This is a genomic window from Stenotrophomonas sp. PS02300, assembly GCF_029959395.1.
Taxonomy (GTDB): Bacteria; Pseudomonadota; Gammaproteobacteria; order Xanthomonadales; family Xanthomonadaceae; genus Stenotrophomonas; species Stenotrophomonas maltophilia_AD.
In genome coordinates this window covers 1-15,367 of sequence record NZ_JASCOP010000028.1, presented here as the reverse complement: position 1 = coordinate 15,367, position 15,367 = coordinate 1, and the positions used below count along the sequence as shown (strand labels likewise).

14 protein-coding genes and 1 pseudogene are annotated in these 15,367 nt (G+C 65.4%); 11 read left to right on the top strand and 4 right to left on the bottom strand.

Annotated features, from left to right (window positions below; genetic code table 11):
* The first annotated feature begins 69 nt into the window (after positions 1–69).
* A complete protein-coding gene (locus QMX79_RS07715; protein WP_282245993.1) occupies positions 70–1,074 on the top strand; it encodes a 2-hydroxyacid dehydrogenase in 1,005 nt (334 codons plus the stop codon).
* Positions 1,075–1,090: 16 nt separating this feature from the next.
* Here the strand turns inward: QMX79_RS07715 and QMX79_RS07710 are convergent, their stop codons facing one another.
* Together QMX79_RS07710 and QMX79_RS07705 are read right to left on the bottom strand one after the other, a co-directional pair.
* The gene (locus QMX79_RS07710; RefSeq protein WP_282245992.1) at positions 1,091–1,570 is read right to left on the bottom strand and encodes a hypothetical protein; all 480 of its coding nucleotides are present in this window, start codon (positions 1,568–1,570) and stop codon (positions 1,091–1,093) included.
* Between the two features lie 80 nt (positions 1,571–1,650).
* On the bottom strand, positions 1,651–1,983 hold the full coding sequence (locus tag QMX79_RS07705) for a SymE family type I addiction module toxin (RefSeq protein WP_282245990.1): 333 nt from the start codon (positions 1,981–1,983) through the stop codon (positions 1,651–1,653).
* Between the two features lie 823 nt (positions 1,984–2,806).
* Between QMX79_RS07705 and cyoA the strand changes: the two genes are divergently transcribed.
* From cyoA to cyoD, 4 genes are read left to right on the top strand one after another with little or no spacing between them, the layout of a single operon-like run.
* Positions 2,807–3,850: a ubiquinol oxidase subunit II gene (gene cyoA / locus QMX79_RS07700; RefSeq protein ID WP_282245988.1), complete on the top strand. Its 1,044-nt coding sequence runs from the start codon at positions 2,807–2,809 to the stop codon at positions 3,848–3,850.
* Positions 3,851–3,852: 2 nt separating this feature from the next.
* Positions 3,853–5,856, top strand: a complete 2,004-nt coding sequence (gene cyoB, locus QMX79_RS07695; protein WP_282245986.1) for a cytochrome o ubiquinol oxidase subunit I — start codon at positions 3,853–3,855, stop codon at positions 5,854–5,856.
* Entirely contained in the window at positions 5,853–6,494 is a 642-nt protein-coding gene (gene cyoC, locus QMX79_RS07690) for a cytochrome o ubiquinol oxidase subunit III (protein ID WP_068850257.1), read from the top strand. Before cyoB ends, cyoC begins: the two co-directional genes overlap by 4 nt.
* A complete protein-coding gene (gene cyoD, locus QMX79_RS07685) occupies positions 6,494–6,844 on the top strand; it encodes a cytochrome o ubiquinol oxidase subunit IV (RefSeq protein ID WP_282245983.1) in 351 nt (116 codons plus the stop codon). Before cyoC ends, cyoD begins: the two co-directional genes overlap by 1 nt.
* A gap of 78 nt (positions 6,845–6,922) precedes the next feature.
* On the opposite strand, the gene QMX79_RS07680 is transcribed toward cyoD, so the two are convergent.
* The gene (locus QMX79_RS07680) at positions 6,923–8,980 is read right to left on the bottom strand and encodes a bifunctional diguanylate cyclase/phosphodiesterase (RefSeq protein WP_282245981.1); all 2,058 of its coding nucleotides are present in this window, start codon (positions 8,978–8,980) and stop codon (positions 6,923–6,925) included.
* Positions 8,981–9,150: 170 nt separating this feature from the next.
* Between QMX79_RS07680 and radA the strand changes: the two genes are divergently transcribed.
* Positions 9,151–10,527, top strand: coding sequence for a DNA repair protein RadA (radA, locus tag QMX79_RS07675; protein ID WP_282245979.1), 1,377 nt, complete (start codon positions 9,151–9,153; stop codon positions 10,525–10,527).
* Between the two features lie 37 nt (positions 10,528–10,564).
* Here the strand turns inward: radA and ccsA are convergent, their stop codons facing one another.
* Entirely contained in the window at positions 10,565–11,359 is a 795-nt protein-coding gene (gene ccsA, locus QMX79_RS07670) for a cytochrome c biogenesis protein CcsA (protein ID WP_282245977.1), read from the bottom strand.
* 96 nt (positions 11,360–11,455) lie between these two features.
* Here ccsA and ffh point away from each other — a divergent pair, with 96 nt between their 5' ends.
* From ffh to QMX79_RS07645, 5 genes and pseudogenes are all read left to right on the top strand, one after another.
* Positions 11,456–12,835, top strand: a complete 1,380-nt coding sequence (ffh, locus tag QMX79_RS07665; protein ID WP_282245975.1) for a signal recognition particle protein — start codon at positions 11,456–11,458, stop codon at positions 12,833–12,835.
* Between the two features lie 98 nt (positions 12,836–12,933).
* Positions 12,934–14,010 (top strand): nitronate monooxygenase, encoded by a 1,077-nt coding sequence (locus QMX79_RS07660; protein WP_282245973.1) that lies wholly within the window; start codon positions 12,934–12,936, stop codon positions 14,008–14,010.
* Positions 14,007–14,789, top strand: a complete 783-nt coding sequence (locus tag QMX79_RS07655) for an aminotransferase class IV (RefSeq protein WP_282245971.1) — start codon at positions 14,007–14,009, stop codon at positions 14,787–14,789. The genes QMX79_RS07660 and QMX79_RS07655 overlap by 4 nt, the downstream gene beginning before the upstream one ends.
* Before the next feature lie 189 nt (positions 14,790–14,978).
* Positions 14,979–15,239, top strand: coding sequence for a 30S ribosomal protein S16 (gene rpsP, locus QMX79_RS07650; protein ID WP_068850278.1), 261 nt, complete (start codon positions 14,979–14,981; stop codon positions 15,237–15,239).
* 42 nt (positions 15,240–15,281) lie between these two features.
* Positions 15,282–15,367, top strand: a pseudogene (locus QMX79_RS07645) (ribosome maturation factor RimM); the annotation flags it as partial.

Sequence of the window (15,367 nt, the reverse complement as noted above, 5' to 3'; positions counted from 1 at the left end):
TTCAATGGCCGGTTTGATGCTACGCCAGCCATCGGGTTACTGTCTGGGCGTACCCGCAGAGGCTCCCCCATGAAAACCGCCGTCTTCAGCGCCCGTCCTTACGACCGCCGCTTCCTTGAGGAGGCCAATGCGCGCGACCATTCGGGGCAGGGCTTCGAGTTCGCCTATTTCGATGTGGCGCTGGACGCCTCCACGGTGGGGCTGGCCCAAGGCTTCGATGCGGTCTGCGTGTTCGTCAACGACCGGCTGGATGCGCCAGTTCTAAATGCCCTGCGTGCGCTCGGCGTGCGTGCGGTGCTGCTGCGCTGTGCCGGTTTCAACAACGTGGATATCGCCACCGCCGAGAAGCTGGGCCTGTTCGTCGCCCGGGTGCCGGCATATTCGCCCGAGGCCGTGGCGGAGCACGCGCTGGCGCTGATCATGACGCTCAACCGGCAGACCCACCGCGCCTACAACCGGGTGCGCGAGGGCAACTTCATGCTCGATGGGCTGCTGGGCCGCACGCTGCATGGCAAGACGGCGGGCATCGTGGGCACCGGCAAGATCGGGCTGGCCACGGCGCGCATTCTGCATGGCATGGGCTGCACGGTGCTGGGCTTCGACCCGTACCCGTCACCGGCATTCGATGCCTTCGGCGAAAGCGTATCGCTGGAAACGCTGCTGGCCCGCTCGGATATCGTCTCCCTGCATTGCCCTCTCACCCCGCAGACCCATCACCTCATCAACGAGGAATCGCTGGGGCTGATGAAGCCCGGCGCGATGCTGGTCAATACCTCGCGCGGCGCGCTGGTCAATACCGATGCGGTGGTGCGCGCGCTGAAGTCGCGGCATCTTGGCCACCTGGCCATTGATGTGTACGAGCAGGAAAGCGCGCTGTTCTTCCAGGATCTGTCCGGCGAGATCATCGATGATGATCTCTTCCAGCGCCTGATGACCTTCCCGAATGTACTGGTCACCGGGCACCAGGGCTTCTTTACCGTGGAAGCGTTGCAGGAGATCTGCAGCATCACCCTGCGCAACCTGTGCGATTTCGCCAACGGGGCGGAATGCCAGAACAGGGTGGTGGCTGCCTAGGCTGGCCCCGCAGGGCTCAGGCCAGCTTGTCGGGACACGTAGCAACCATCGTCGCGCTGTTCTGCACCGGTACCCAGGAGCGTGAACTGCCGTTTCGCGTGGTTTCCATGTACTTCTCCGTTACCTGGTAGACGCGGAGGTAGCCACTGCTCTTTCCGCACCACTGGCTTGCCCGGGTAGATCCCGGCTGCCACCGCGCATCCGTGGTTTTCGGCGGGTAGGAGAACTGCTCGATAAGGCCAGTAATGCCCGGCTGCTTGATGGCGTCCAGATACTGGATGCCTGCGGCACGCGCCTCGGTGGATTCCGAGGCGGCCATCGTCTGGAAGGTCGTGGTAAGCCGCTCGACAAAGGACGCCTTGTCCACGTCCGTTGAAACCTGCGTTGCTGCGAGCGAGGTCTGTTCAACCGGTGCGGCCGCAGTGGCTGCACCCGGAATTGAGGCCAGCAGAATCGTTCCAATCAATAGTGAGTTGCCAATCAACGTTACGTTCATTGAGACTTCCTGATGTCTGGACGCGGGAACGGCAGCTCGGACGCTAGGTCAGTATCTGGTGGCTGTCAATTAGTCACAGGTTACCGATCTTCCACTTCGACATAGCGCACGACGGGCTTCTCGACATTCTCACGGACAGGAGGATCGTCGTTCCACAGCGGGCGCAGGAGAATCTGGCCGGGCGTGGCTTCGATTCGTACGTGGACGCCCACCTCGAAGCCAAACTTGCGCAGCCAGGCGCCGCGCAGGGTGACCATGGGGTAGGGGCCGAAGTGGTCGCGGTCATCCTCGCCCAGCTGGGGCACGGCACGTACGTTGTGGTGGTAGCTGGGGGTGTAGCTGGGTGCGCAGCGGGGCAACAGCAGGATGACTTCTTCTTCGTCTTCGGGCCACTGGACGGGTTTGGGTTTCATCTTCGCTCCTCCAACAGGGAATGGCCCTCGCCGGTCAGGGCGAGGGCGTCGGGAGGTCAAAACCGTGCAAGCCAGACGGCGGGTGTATTCCCCCGTGAGGGGTCTTGTATTAGCCACCCTCCCGACATGGGACATCCTCAATTTTGGCTCACCGGAGTTTTGAGCTCCGGGGAGAACCTTGCCCGCGTACGACGAGGAAGCGAAATCGATTGTGTCTGTTGGGTTTGCGATTTCAGTTGGCTGTATCTACTGGTTGTCGGGTGTGGCACGGAAATGCGGGAAATGCGGCGTTCGTGTGTGAGCCAGGGCACAAAAAATGTTGTTCGCCGACGTGCATCATTTGGTTTGGAGGGTGGTTCGGGGCGTCGTAATCGGTCCGGTGGGCGCGAGTGGCGCGTGGGGCGGGTGGGATCAAGAGCGGTTTCGATCGGTTTTCATGCGTCACCGGGTGTGGGTGGTGCAACGGCGGTCGTTTGGGAACCGACCCTACCCGCCAGCCTGTCGAGGATGAGGTGGGGGCCTGGCCGGCGGAGCCGGGCAGGGGCCGGCCCACGACCCGGCTGTGAACGATTCATGTCTATACATGATGCTCCGGCTGTGCTGATCCGGGCGGTCTGCGCGCAGTGCGACAACGTGTCGCAGCCGTTTCCGGGCCTTTCCTGCGCCAGATCATTGTCAATGCCTTTCTTAAATGGTGCGTGACGGCATAAAATTAGGGGGCTGACATGAACGTCCTCCGTGCCGCCCCCTTGGGACCGGTACACCCGGCTTTGGCCGGAGGGGCGCGCTTGAGAAGGCATTCCCTACGCAATTGGATCGACCGATGATTCCGTTGAAATCCCTTGGGCGCTGGCTGCGCCCGGGCCTGCTGTTCGCGTTGTCCGTGTTCATGACGGGCTGCAGCTCGGCCATTCTGGCCCCGAAGGGCCAGGTCGGCCACGATCAGAAGACCCTTCTGATCACGGCCACCGTGCTGATGCTGCTGGTCGTCGTGCCGGTCATCATCATGACCCTCGCCTTCGCCTGGAAGTACCGTGCCTCCAACACCAAGGCCCGTTACGAGCCGAAGTGGTCGCACTCCACCGCGATCGAAGTGGTCGTCTGGTCGATCCCCTGCATGATCGTGCTGGTGCTGGCCGTGCTGACCTGGCGGTCTTCGCACTCGCTGGATCCGTACCGTCCGCTGGAGTCCGATACCAAGCCGGTGGTGATTGAAGCCATTTCGCTGGACTGGAAGTGGTTGTTCATCTACCCGGAAGAGAACATCGCGACGGTCAACGAAATCACCTTCCCGGTGAACACCCCGCTGAACTTCAAGATCACGTCCGATTCGGTGATGAATGCCTTCTTCATCCCGCACCTGGGCAGCATGATCTACTCGATGACCGGCATGGAGACCAAGCTCCATCTGATCGCCAACGAGACCGGCACCTTCCCGGGCATGTCCTCGCACTACAGCGGCGCGGGCTTCAGCAAGATGCATTTCGACGCCAACTCGGTGACCGAAGCCGAATACCAGGCATGGCTGGCCAAGGTGCGTGCGCAGAGCACCCCGATGGACCAGGCCGCCTTTGGCGCGCTGGTGGCCGACAAGAACCACGACTGGCACCCGGTGACCTACTTCGGTACCACCGAAACCGGTCTGTTCGACTGGGTCGTTGCCCGCCACATGGGTGACAACCAGCACTACGGCATGGACCACAAGGCCATGGATCACAAGGGCATGTCGCACGGCGCCGAGGGCGAAAGCCACGAAGGCCACGAGATGCCGGCCGGTGCCCATGACATGCCGGCCGACCATGCCGAACACACTGCAGACGAGCACGCCGCCGCCGGTCACGCCGGCCACGCAGGCTCGGGAGAATAAGCATGAATCCGTTGGGCAAACTGACATTCGCTGACATCCCGCACGACCCGATCATCATCACCACGCTGATCGGCGCGGGGATCGGTGGCCTGCTCGTGCTGGCCCTGATCACCAAGTTCAAGCTGTGGGGCTATCTCTGGAAAGAGTGGTTCACCTCGGTTGACCACAAGAAGATCGGCGCGATGTACCTCATCGTCGCCTTCGTCATGCTGCTGCGCGGCTTCGCCGACGCCATCATGATGCGTGTCCAGCAGGCTACCGCCGCCGGCGGTGCCGAAGGCTTCCTGCCGCCGCACCACTACGACCAGATCTTCACCGCCCACGGCGTGATCATGATCTTCTTCGTGGCGATGCCGCTGATCACCGGCCTGATGAACGTCGTGGTGCCGCTGCAGATCGGCGCGCGCGACGTGGCCTTCCCGTTCGTCAACTCGCTCAGCTTCTGGCTGTTCGTGGCGGGCGCGGGCCTGGTGATGATCTCGCTGGGCGTGGGTGAATTCGCGCAGACCGGCTGGCTGGCCTTCCCGCCGTTGTCGGGCAAGGAGTTCAGTCCAGGGGTAGGTGTCGATTACTACATCTGGGGCCTGCAGGTAGCAGGTCTAGGCACCACACTGAGCGGTATCAACTTCTTCATCACCATCCTGAAGATGCGTACCCCGGGCATGAAGCTGATGCACATGCCGGTGTTCACCTGGACCGCGCTGGTCACCAACGTGCTGATCATCGCCGCCTTCCCGGTGCTGACCGTCACCCTGGTGCTGCTGACCCTGGACCGTTACCTGGGCACGCACTTCTTCACCAATGACGGTGGCGGCAACGCCATGCTGTACATCAACCTGATCTGGATCTGGGGTCACCCGGAAGTCTATATCCTGGTGCTGCCGGCCTTCGGCGTGTTCTCCGAAGTGATCGCCACGTTCTCGCGCAAGGCGCTGTTCGGCTACAAGGGCATGGTGTACGCCACGGCCTGCATCGGCGTGCTGTCCTTCATCGTGTGGCTGCACCACTTCTTCACCATGGGTTCGGGTGCCAACGTCAATGCCTTCTTCGGCATCACGACGATGATCATCTCCATTCCCACCGGCGTGAAGATCTTCAACTGGCTGTTCACCATGTTCCGCGGCCGCGTGCAGTTCACCAGCCCGGTGCTGTGGACGATCGGCTTCATGGTCACCTTCACCATCGGCGGCATGACCGGCGTGATGCTGGCGATCCCGGCCATCGACTTCGTGCTGCACAACAGCCTGTTCCTGATTGCCCACTTCCATAACGTCATCATCGGCGGCGTGGTGTTCGGCATGTTCGCCGGTATCACCTACTGGTGGCCGAAGATGTTCGGCTTCCGCCTCAACGAGGCCTGGGGCAAGCGCGCGTTCTGGTGCTGGTTCATCGGCTTCTACGTGGCCTTCATGCCGCTGTACATCCTGGGCTTCATGGGCATGACCCGCCGCATGCAGAGCTACCCGAACCCGGAATACCAGCCGCTGCTGGTCATTGCGATGGTCGGTGCGTTCATCATCGGTGCCGGCATCCTGTGCCAGATCATCCAGGTGGCCGTGTCGATCCGCGACCGCAAGAAGACCGCCGATTTGACCGGCGATCCGTGGGATGCCCGTACGCTGGAGTGGGAAACCTCTTCGCCGCCGTCGTTCTACAACTTCGGTTCGCTGCCCAAGGTCACCGAGCTGGACGACTTCTGGGAGCGCAAGCAGCGTGGTGAGGCGTGGGAACGCCCGGCCAAGTACACCGACATCCACATGCCGCGCAACACCGGTACCGGTGTGGTGATTGGCGCCTTCAGCCTGGTCTTCGGCTTCGCGATGATCTGGCACATCTGGTGGCTGGCCATCGTTGGCCTGGTCGGCATGATCGGCACCTTCATCTGGCGCACCTTCGACAAGGACGTGGATTACTACGTGCCGGCTGCCGAAGTGGAGCGGATCGAAAATGAGCACCGCCGTCACCTGCAGGCGCAGGGTCTGGTGAAATCGGAGTTGCAGGCATGAGCAGCACTATCGCCAACAACGTGAACCACGGGCACGCCGCACACGCGGCGGCCCATGGCCATGATGACCACGAACACCACGACACCGGCGAGAACACCGTCTTCGGTTTCTGGGTGTACCTGATGAGCGACTGCCTCATCTTCGCCAGCCTGTTCGCGACCTACATCGTGCTGGCCGGCGGCACCAACGGTGGCCCGGGTCCGAAGGACCTGTTCGACCTGACCTTCGTAGCGTGGGAAACCACGCTGCTGCTGGTGTCCTCGCTGACCTTCGGCCTGGGCATGATCGCGCTGCACAAGCACAAGGTTGGCCAGATGTACCTGTGGCTGGGCCTGACCTGGCTGCTGGGCTTCGGCTTCATGGTCATGGAAGTGTGGGAGTTCAACCACCTCATCCATGAGGGCTTCGGTCCGGACCACAGTGCGTTCCTGTCGGCGTTCTTCGCGCTGGTGGGCACCCACGGCCTGCACGTGAGTGCCGGCCTGCTGTGGCTGCTGATCATGTTCATCCAGATCAAGCAGAACGGCCTGACCCCGACCAACAAGACCCGCATGGCGTGCCTGAGCCTGTTCTGGCACTTCCTGGACCTGATCTGGATCGGCGTGTTCTCCGTCGTCTACCTGAAGGGAGCGCTGTAATGGCCGCACATGACAATCACGCACACGACCACGGTCATGGCGCCGCCGGCGAAAGCCACGGCAGCGTCAAGTCCTACCTGGTTGGTTTCCTGTTGGCTGCGGTGCTCACCATCATTCCCTTCTGGGCGGTGATGAAGGGCGGCCTGCCGGTCTTCACCACGGGCGTCATCATCGTGGTGGCGGCCATCCTGCAGATCTTCGTGCACCTGATCTTCTTCCTGCACCTGAACCGCTCGTCGGAACAGCGCTGGAACGTCAGCGCGGCGGCCTTCACCGTCGTGGTGATCGGCATCATCGTCGCCGGCACGCTGTGGGTAATGCACAACATGAACGTGCACATGATGCATTGAGGTCCACCGACCGCATGCATGCAGAAAGGCCGCCCCAAGGGGCGGCCTTTTTGTTTGGGTCGGCGTTGGGTTGTGGGGTTACGCGGCGTTGCGCAGGAACTCGTCGGCGGCCACCGGCTTGCCCAGGTGGTAGCCCTGAAGGAGGTCGCAGCCCATGGCGTTGAGGTAATCGCGCTGGCCGGCCGTTTCCACGCCTTCGGCCACGATCTGCAGCTGCAGCGAACGCCCCAGCGCGATGATCGAAGACACAATCGCCGCATCTTCGGCGTTGTCTTCCAGGTCACGCACGAACGCACGGTCGATCTTCAGTTCGGTGGCCGGCATGCGCTTGAGGTACAGCAGGCTGGAATAGCCGGTGCCGAAATCATCGATGGAGATGTTCACCCCCATCGCGGTCAGCCCATGCAGGATCTGCAGGCTGGCTTCCACATCCTGCATGGCCGTGGTTTCCGTCACTTCCAGGGTGAGGTGGTGCGGCGCCAGGCCGTGCCTCTCCAGCGTGCGCTTCACCGTTTCCAGCAGCGTGGTCGAGGCGAACTGCAACGGCGACAGGTTCACCGCCATCGACCACGTCACATGCCCGGCGTCATGCCACTGCCGCAGCTGCGCGCAGGCCTGGTCCAGCACCCAGTCGCCCAGCGGCAGGATCAACCCGCTGCGTTCGGCAATGGGAATGAACGTGTCCGGCCCCAGCAGCCCCAGCCCAGGGTGCTGCCAGCGCACCAGCGCTTCGGCGCCGATCACCCCGCCGCCATCGGCGCGGAACTTGGGCTGGTAGTGCAGCACCATCTCATCGCGCTGCACCGCGCGGCGCAGTTCCTGCAGCAGCTTGAGCTGGCGGTTGGCGCTGACGTGCATCGACTCGGTGAAGAACGTATAGCCGTTCCGCCCCGAATCCTTGGTGTGGTACATGGCCGCATCGGCGTGCGCCATCAGGTCGCGTTCGGTGGTGGCATCGGTGGGGTACATCGCGATGCCCAGGCTGGAGGTGACGTGCAGGTCATGCCCATCGATCTCGAACGGCTCGCCCACGCAGGCGATGATGCGCTCGGCCACCACGGCGGCATCTTCGGGCACATCCAGCTGGAACACGATGACGAACTCATCGCCGCCCAGCCGCGCGAAGGTGTCCTGCCCGCGCAGCAACCCGCTCACGCGCTGGCTCACTTCGATCAGCAGCTTGTCGCCCAGCTGGTGGCCGTAGGCATCGTTGATGGCCTTGAAGCCATCCAGGTCGCAGAACATCACCGCGAAGCTGAAGTTGCGGCGCTTGGCCTTCTCGATGGTCTGCTCGATGCGGTCCTGCAGCAGCATGCGGTTGGGCAGCTGGGTGAGCGGGTCGTGCAGCGCGGCCTGCAGCAGCTTCTCGTTGGCCTGGGCCAGCGAATCGGCCAGCAGGCCGGTGCGGGTACGCATCTGGCGGTCGAACAGCGAGGCGATCAGCGCGATGCCCAGCGTGGCCAGGGTGGTGACGATGACCAGCACCGCCAGCCACTTGGTATCCAGGCCGTTGGCGTACACGGCGCCGCAGATGCTGCCTTCCGGGAAGTTGGCGGCGGCCATGCCGGTGTAATGCATGCCCACGATGGCCAGGCCCATCACCAGCGAGGCCAGCCCGCGCAGCAGCCCGGTATGGCGCTGCTGGCTGCGCAGCCGGAAGGCGATCCACAAGGCGGCGCCGGCGGCGACGATGGCGATCAACAGCGAGGCGCCGAACCACAGCGGGTCGTACTCGATACCGGGCTCCATCCGCATCGCGGCCATGCCCAGGTAATGCATGCAGGCGATGCCCAGGCCCATCAGCACGGCGCCGGCCACCAGGCGCGGCCACGGCAGTTCCGGGCGCGACACCAGCCACAGCGCATATGCCGATGCGCCGACCGACGCGGCCAGCGAGTACAGGGTAATGGCGAGGTCGTAACCGACCGGGATCGGCAGGTGGAAGGCCAGCATGCCCACGAAGTGCATGGACCAGATGCCCAGGCCCATGGCGGCAGCGCCACCGGCCAGCCACCAGCGGGCCACACGGCCTTCGGTACTGGCCAGCCGGCCGGCCATGTCCAACGCGGTGTACGAGGCGAGGATGGCAACCAACAGCGAGAAAACGACGAGACTCTGGCTGTAGGTGCCGGTCATGGAAAAGCCTGGGGGAACATGGGGAAGGGAAAGGCGCGGGCGCCCGCCACGGTATCGGCCGGGGCGGGGCAAGGTTGAGCGGAGGCGTTCAGCCGGCGGTCGGGCGCGCGTCTCGGTTGCTGCGACGCGGCTCGGCTATCCTGCCCGACAGACGATGAATTGGATTTGACATGGCCAAGCGGCTTACCGCCTACGTGTGCACCGAATGCGGCGCGGAATACAGCAAGTGGCAGGGGCAGTGCACCGAGTGCGGCGCCTGGAACGTGCTGAGCGAGATCACGCTGGAAAGCGCTGCGGCAACGAAGTCGCCGGCCGCGCGTCGCTCGGGCTGGGCCGGCAAGGTCGATGCGCCGAAGATCATGGCGCTCAAGGACGTGCAGCAGACCGAGCACCTGCGGGTAAGCACCGGCATCGGCGAGTTCGATCGCGTGCTGGGTGGCGGCCTGGTCGAAGGCGCGGTGGTGCTGGTGGGCGGTGACCCGGGCATCGGCAAATCGACCCTGCTGCTGCAGGCGGTGGCGAAGATGGCCGCCACGCTGCCGGTGCTGTACATCACCGGCGAGGAATCGCTTTCGCAGGTGGCCGGCCGCGCGGTGCGGCTGGACCTGCCGCTGGACAACGTCAATGCACTGGCCGAAACCCAGGTGGAAGCGATCCTGCAGCACGCCAGCGCGGCGCGGCCGAAGCTGATCGTGGCCGATTCGGTGCAGACGCTGTGGACCGAATCGCTGACCGCCGCCCCGGGCTCGGTCAGCCAGGTGCGCGAGAGCGCGGCGCGGCTGGTGCGCTTTGCCAAGGAAACCGGCACGGCCGTGTTCCTGGTGGGGCATGTAACCAAGGAAGGCGGCATTGCCGGCCCGCGCGTGCTCGAGCACATGGTGGATGCAGTGCTGTATTTCGAAGGCGAGAGCGGCAGCCGCTTCCGCCTGCTGCGCGCGTTCAAGAACCGCTTCGGTGCGGTGAACGAGCTGGGCGTGTTCGCGATGGGCGAGAAGGGGCTGAAGGAAGTGTCCAATCCGTCGGCGATCTTCCTGTCCGGCGGCAGCACCCGCCAGCCGGGCAGCTGCGTGATGGTCACCCGCGAAGGCACCCGGCCGCTGCTGGTGGAAGTGCAGGCGCTGGTGGATGCCTCACCGCTGTCGAACCCGCGCCGGGTGGCGGTGGGCCTGGAGCAGAACCGCCTGGCGATGCTGCTGGCGGTGCTGCACCGTCACGGTGGCGTGCTGGTGGGCGACCAAGACGTGTTCGTGAACGTGGTGGGCGGTATCCGCGTGCAGGAAACCGCCGTGGACCTGCCGGTACTGCTGGCGGTGTTGTCCTCGCTGCAGGACCGGCCGCTGGCGGAGAAGACGATTGCCTTCGGCGAAGTCGGCCTGTCCGGCGAGATCCGCCCGGTGCCGAACGGCGAGGACCGCCTGCGCGAAGCGGCCACCCACGGCTTCAAGCGCGCCATCGTGCCCAAGGCAAACGCGCCCAAGACAGGCAGCGTGAAGGGCATGGAGGTCATCGCCGTAGAGCGCCTGTCAGAAGCCATCGACGCGATCTAGCGAAACGGGTAGGTACCGACCGTTGGTCGGTACGCGCTTACCGGGTATGCCCGAACACCAGTTCGATCACGAACTGGCTGCCGAAGAACGCCAGCAGCAGCAGCGCCATCGCGGTCAGCGTCCAGTGCACCGCCTTGGCGCCGCGCCAGCCGTAGCGGCGGCGGCCGATCAGCAACGTGCCGAACACGATCCACGACAGCACGCTCAGCACGGTCTTGTGCACCAGCTTCTGCGCCAGCAGGTCGTCGACGAACAGCACCCCGGTCACCAGGGTCAGCGTGAGCAGGGCAAAGCCCACCGCGATCACCCGGAACAACAGCGATTCCAGGTCCGCCAGCGGCGGCAGGGCGCGCAGCCACGGGCGGAAATCGCGGCGGCGCAGGGCGCGTTCCTGCAGCCACAGCATGATCGCCAGCAGCGCGGCCACGCTCAGGGTGGCGTAGGCCAGCAATGCCATCCAGGCGTGGGTGGCCAGCTGCCAGCCCAGCGGCCGGCTCGGTGCGTGCCCGTAGCCGTGGTAGACGCACAGCACCGCTGCGGCCATCGGGAACACCAGCACGCCCAGCGCGGCCATGCGCCCGCGCGCGGCCACCAGCGAGGTCAGCCAGGCCATGCCCAGCCCGACCAGCGACAGCGCCGCGAAGAAGTGCATGTCCGGCCCGCCGCTGGTGTGCAGGGCCACCAGCGCGTGGTAGCTGCCGTGCAGGACCATCGCCGGCACCGCCGGCCACAGCCAGGTGGGCGAGCGGTTGGCGTCATCGCGCACCACCGCGCGCACCAGCAGGGCGGTGGCAGCCAGGTACAGCAGGGTCGCGATGAGAACGATTGTCATCGTGTCAGTTTCGCATACCCCCGGGCCGTCGGGGGAGTGCGGCGGACCCGCTATACTGTGCGTCTCTTTGTCTTTCGTTCTGAACAGGTTGCCTCCATGTTCGAGTCCCTGACCCAGCGCCTCTCCGGCACCATCGAGCGGCTGCGTGGCCGCGGTCGCCTCACCGAGGAAAACATCCGCGAGGCCACCCGCGAAGTCCGCATCGCGCTGCTGGAAGCCGACGTCGCCCTGCCGGTCGTGCAGGCCCTGGTCGAGCGCATCAAGGTGCGCGCGGTCGGCCAGGAAGTGCTCAAGTCGCTGACCCCTGGCCAGGCGCTGATCAAGGTCGTGCGCGACGAGCTGACCGCCGTGATGGGCTCGGCCGCCTCCGACCTGAACCTCAATGTGCCGGCCCCGGCCATCATCCTGATGGCGGGCCTGCAGGGTGCGGGCAAGACCACCACGGTGGGCAAGCTGGCCAAGCACCTGAAGGAAAAGCGCAAGAAGAAGGTGATGGTGGTGTCGGCCGACGTCTACCGTCCGGCCGCGATCGAGCAGCTGAAGACCCTGGCCGACCAGGTGGGCGTGCTGTTCTTCCCGTCCAGCGCCGACCAGAAGCCCGAAGCCATCGTGCGCGCGGCCATCGATGATGCGCGCAAGTCGTTCGTGGACGTGCTGCTGGTCGATACCGCCGGCCGCCTGGCCATCGACGAAGCGATGATGGCCGAGATCAAGGCCCTGCACGCGGCGGTGAACCCGGCTGAAACCCTGTTCGTGGTCGATGCCATGACCGGCCAGGACGCGGCCAACACCGCCAAGGCCTTCGGCGAAGCGCTGCCGCTGACCGGCGTGGTGCTGACCAAGACCGACGGTGACGCCCGTGGCGGTGCCGCGCTGAGCGTGCGCTACATCACCGGCAAGCCGATCAAGTTCGTTGGTGTCAGCGAAAAGCCGGACGGCCTGGACGTGTTCCACCCGGACCGTATCGCCAGCCGCATCCTGGACATGGGCGACGTGCTGTCGCTGGTGGAGCAGGTCGAGCAGCAGGTCGACAAGGACAAGGCGCAGAAGCTGGCCGAAAAGGTCGCCAAGGGCAAGAAGTTCGACCTGAACGACATGCGCGACCAGCTGGAGCAGATGCAGAACATGGGCGGCATCGGCGGCCTGATGGACAAGCTGCCGGGCCTGGGCCAGATCCCCGAGCACCTCAAGCAGCAGGTCAGCCAGGGCAAGGAAGTGCCGCGCATGATCGCCATCATCAATTCGATGACCAAGAAGGAGCGCCGCAACCCGGGCCTGCTCAACGGCTCGCGCCGTGCCCGCATCGCGCGCGGTTCCGGCCTGACCCCGGCCGACGTCAACAAGCTGATGAAGCAGTATCAGCAGATGGAAAAGATGATGAGCAAGATGGCCGGCGGCGGCATGAAGGGCATGATGCGCAGCATGAAGGGCATGATGGGTGCCATGGGCGGCCGCGGCGGCCTCCCGTTCCGCTGAGCCCGAGCCATGCGGCGATAATGCGTACGGACACGCCATGCGTGTCCACGGGACACCCGGCGTAGACTGTAAAGGTCGACCCCCAAGGTGCGCCCCGCATGACCGACCCGCGAATCCTCGAACGCGCCGACAACTTCTGTCGGCGTTTTTCATTGCAGTCCCCGATCCTGCTCGCCCCCATGGCCGGCGCATGCCCGGTAACCCTGTCGGCGGCACTTGCCAACGCAGGCAGCATGGGCGCCATGGGCGCGGTCCTCTCGCAGGCGCAGGACATCGTGGCGTGGATGGACGCCTTCCGCGCCCAGTCCACCGGCCCGGCGCAGGTCAACGTGTGGATACCTGATCCTGCCCCCGAGCGCGACGCCAGCGCAGAAACCGCCACCCGCACGTTCCTCGCGCAATGGGGCCCGGAAGTGCCGGCAGAAGCCGCCGACGCCGGCCCCGCCGATTTCGATGCGCAGTTCGACGCACTGATCGCGGCGAAACCTGCAGTCGCCTCCACCATCATGGGCGTCTTCAGCGCCGCCCAGGTGCAGCGCCTGAAAGACGCCGGCATCGCCTGGTTCGCGTGCGCCACCACCTTGGCCGAAGCGCTGGCCGCCGAAGCAGCCGGTGCCGATGCGGTAGTGGCGCAGGGCTTCGAGGCCGGTGGGCATCGCGGTGCGTTCGACCCGGCGGCCGCCGAGCGCCAGCTGGTCGGGCTGTTCGCGTTGGTGCCGCGCTTGGCCGACCGCCTGCAGGTGCCGGTGATCGCCGCAGGCGGCATCGCCGACGGGCGCGGCATCGCCGCCGCGCTGATGCTGGGTGCCAGCGCGGTGCAGATCGGTACCGCGTTCCTGCGCACGCCCGAATGCGCGATCGACCCGGCCTGGTCGCAGGCGCTGGCCGCCGCCGAACCGGAAGACACCTGGCCGACCCGCGCCTTCAGCGGCCGGCTTGGCCGTGGCTTGGCGACACCTTATGTGCGGGCGGCCGCTGACCCAGCCGCGCCACCGCCGCGCCCGTACCCGGTGCAGCGCGGCCTGACCGCGCCGATGCGTGCCCAGGCCAACCGCGAACACCGCATCGACGCAATGCAGGCGTGGGCCGGGCAATCGGCCTGGATGGCGCCCGACAAGCCGGCGGCCGAAGTGCTGCAGGCGCTGTGGGCCGACGCACGCGGATTGCTGGGATGAGCGTGTACTGCAACGGCCACCGTGCCAGCGCCGACGAACTGGCCGGCGCGCTGGTCAACTACGGTCACTTCACCTCGCTGCAGGTGCGCGGCGGTGCGGTGCAGGGGCTGGACCTGCACCTGCGGCGCTTGCGCCAGGGTACCGACGAACTGTTTGGCAGCACGCTGGACGGCACCCAGGTGCAGGCCTGGATGCAGGCGGCGCTGCAGGCTGAAGGTGTGGCCGACGCCTCGCTGCGGGTAACGGTGTTTTCCCGCGCGTTCGATTTCCGCCAGCCGCTGCAGCCGGTACCGGTGGATGTGCTGGTCGCGGTGGCGCCACCGGCATCGGCACCTTCATCACCGCGACGCGTGTGCAGCGTGCACTACCAGCGCGAGCTGCCGCACCTGAAACATGTAGGCACCTTCGCGCTGTTCCAGCACCGCCGCCAGGCGCTGCAGGCTGGTTTCGACGATGCGCTGTTCGTGGATGCGCACGGGCTGGTCAGCGAAGGCACCACCTGGAACGTGGCCTTCGCGCGCAACGGCGAGGTGGTCTGGCCGCAGGCATCGGCACTGCGCGGCACCCATGAGCGCCTGCTGCAGGCGGGGTGGGGTGGGGCGCCGACACTTGAGGCGGTGAGCCTGGAGCAGCTGGGCGGGTTTGATGCGGCGATAGGCCTCAACGCCACCGGCGTCTGGCCGATCGCGGGCATTGATGGGTACCGGTTTGCCGAGTCGGAGGCGCTGGCGAGGCGCACAGGCGAAATCCTTGCTGCCCAAGCGTGGACGGCCCTGTAGAGACACGCCATGCGTGTCCCGCACGATCTCGAACGAGGCAGGTTTCCGTGGGACACGCATGGCGTGTCGCTACGCGGGGTCCCATTCAGGTTCGCGGCCCCCGCTGGGCTTGGAATGCCCCGGACCGGCCGCTATAATCGCCGGCTTACCGCGCCATCCTGGCGACTGGGCAATAGAGGAAGCAACACCATGGTCAAGATCCGACTGACCCGCGGCGGCGCCAAGAAGCGTCCGTTCTACCACATCATCGTGACCGACTCGCGCAGCGCGCGTGACGGCCGCAACATCGAGCGCGTGGGTTACTACAACCCGGTTGCCCAGGGCGCCGAAGCCCGCATCGTGCTGGATATCCCGAAGGTCGACGCATGGGTTGCCAACGGCGCCCAGCTGACCGACAAGGTTCGCAACCTGTACAAGGAAGCGACCAAGGCCCAGGCCGCTGCGGCCTGATCCTGAAGGGCCGCGCCTGGCGCGGCCCGTCGGCATATACAGATGAAAGATACTGAGCGCCGCATCCTGCTGGGCAGGATTGTCGGCGCTTTTGGTGTGCGAGGCGAGATAAAGCTCGAGTCCTGGAC

What these genes read in the sequence shown, in the direction of transcription:
- QMX79_RS07715 (WP_282245993.1), top strand. Translation starts at nt 70, where the DNA reads ATGAAAACCGCCGTCTTCAGCGCCCGTCCTTACGACCGCCGCTTCCTT.
- QMX79_RS07710 (WP_282245992.1), bottom strand. Translation starts at nt 1,570, where the DNA reads ATGAACGTAACGTTGATTGGCAACTCACTATTGATTGGAACGATTCTG.
- QMX79_RS07705 (WP_282245990.1), bottom strand. Translation starts at nt 1,983, where the DNA reads ATGAAACCCAAACCCGTCCAGTGGCCCGAAGACGAAGAAGAAGTCATC.
- cyoA (WP_282245988.1), top strand. Translation starts at nt 2,807, where the DNA reads ATGATTCCGTTGAAATCCCTTGGGCGCTGGCTGCGCCCGGGCCTGCTG.
- cyoB (WP_282245986.1), top strand. Translation starts at nt 3,853, where the DNA reads ATGAATCCGTTGGGCAAACTGACATTCGCTGACATCCCGCACGACCCG.
- cyoC (WP_068850257.1), top strand. Translation starts at nt 5,853, where the DNA reads ATGAGCAGCACTATCGCCAACAACGTGAACCACGGGCACGCCGCACAC.
- cyoD (WP_282245983.1), top strand. Translation starts at nt 6,494, where the DNA reads ATGGCCGCACATGACAATCACGCACACGACCACGGTCATGGCGCCGCC.
- QMX79_RS07680 (WP_282245981.1), bottom strand. Translation starts at nt 8,980, where the DNA reads ATGACCGGCACCTACAGCCAGAGTCTCGTCGTTTTCTCGCTGTTGGTT.
- radA (WP_282245979.1), top strand. Translation starts at nt 9,151, where the DNA reads ATGGCCAAGCGGCTTACCGCCTACGTGTGCACCGAATGCGGCGCGGAA.
- ccsA (WP_282245977.1), bottom strand. Translation starts at nt 11,359, where the DNA reads ATGACAATCGTTCTCATCGCGACCCTGCTGTACCTGGCTGCCACCGCC.
- ffh (WP_282245975.1), top strand. Translation starts at nt 11,456, where the DNA reads ATGTTCGAGTCCCTGACCCAGCGCCTCTCCGGCACCATCGAGCGGCTG.
- QMX79_RS07660 (WP_282245973.1), top strand. Translation starts at nt 12,934, where the DNA reads ATGACCGACCCGCGAATCCTCGAACGCGCCGACAACTTCTGTCGGCGT.
- QMX79_RS07655 (WP_282245971.1), top strand. Translation starts at nt 14,007, where the DNA reads ATGAGCGTGTACTGCAACGGCCACCGTGCCAGCGCCGACGAACTGGCC.
- rpsP (WP_068850278.1), top strand. Translation starts at nt 14,979, where the DNA reads ATGGTCAAGATCCGACTGACCCGCGGCGGCGCCAAGAAGCGTCCGTTC.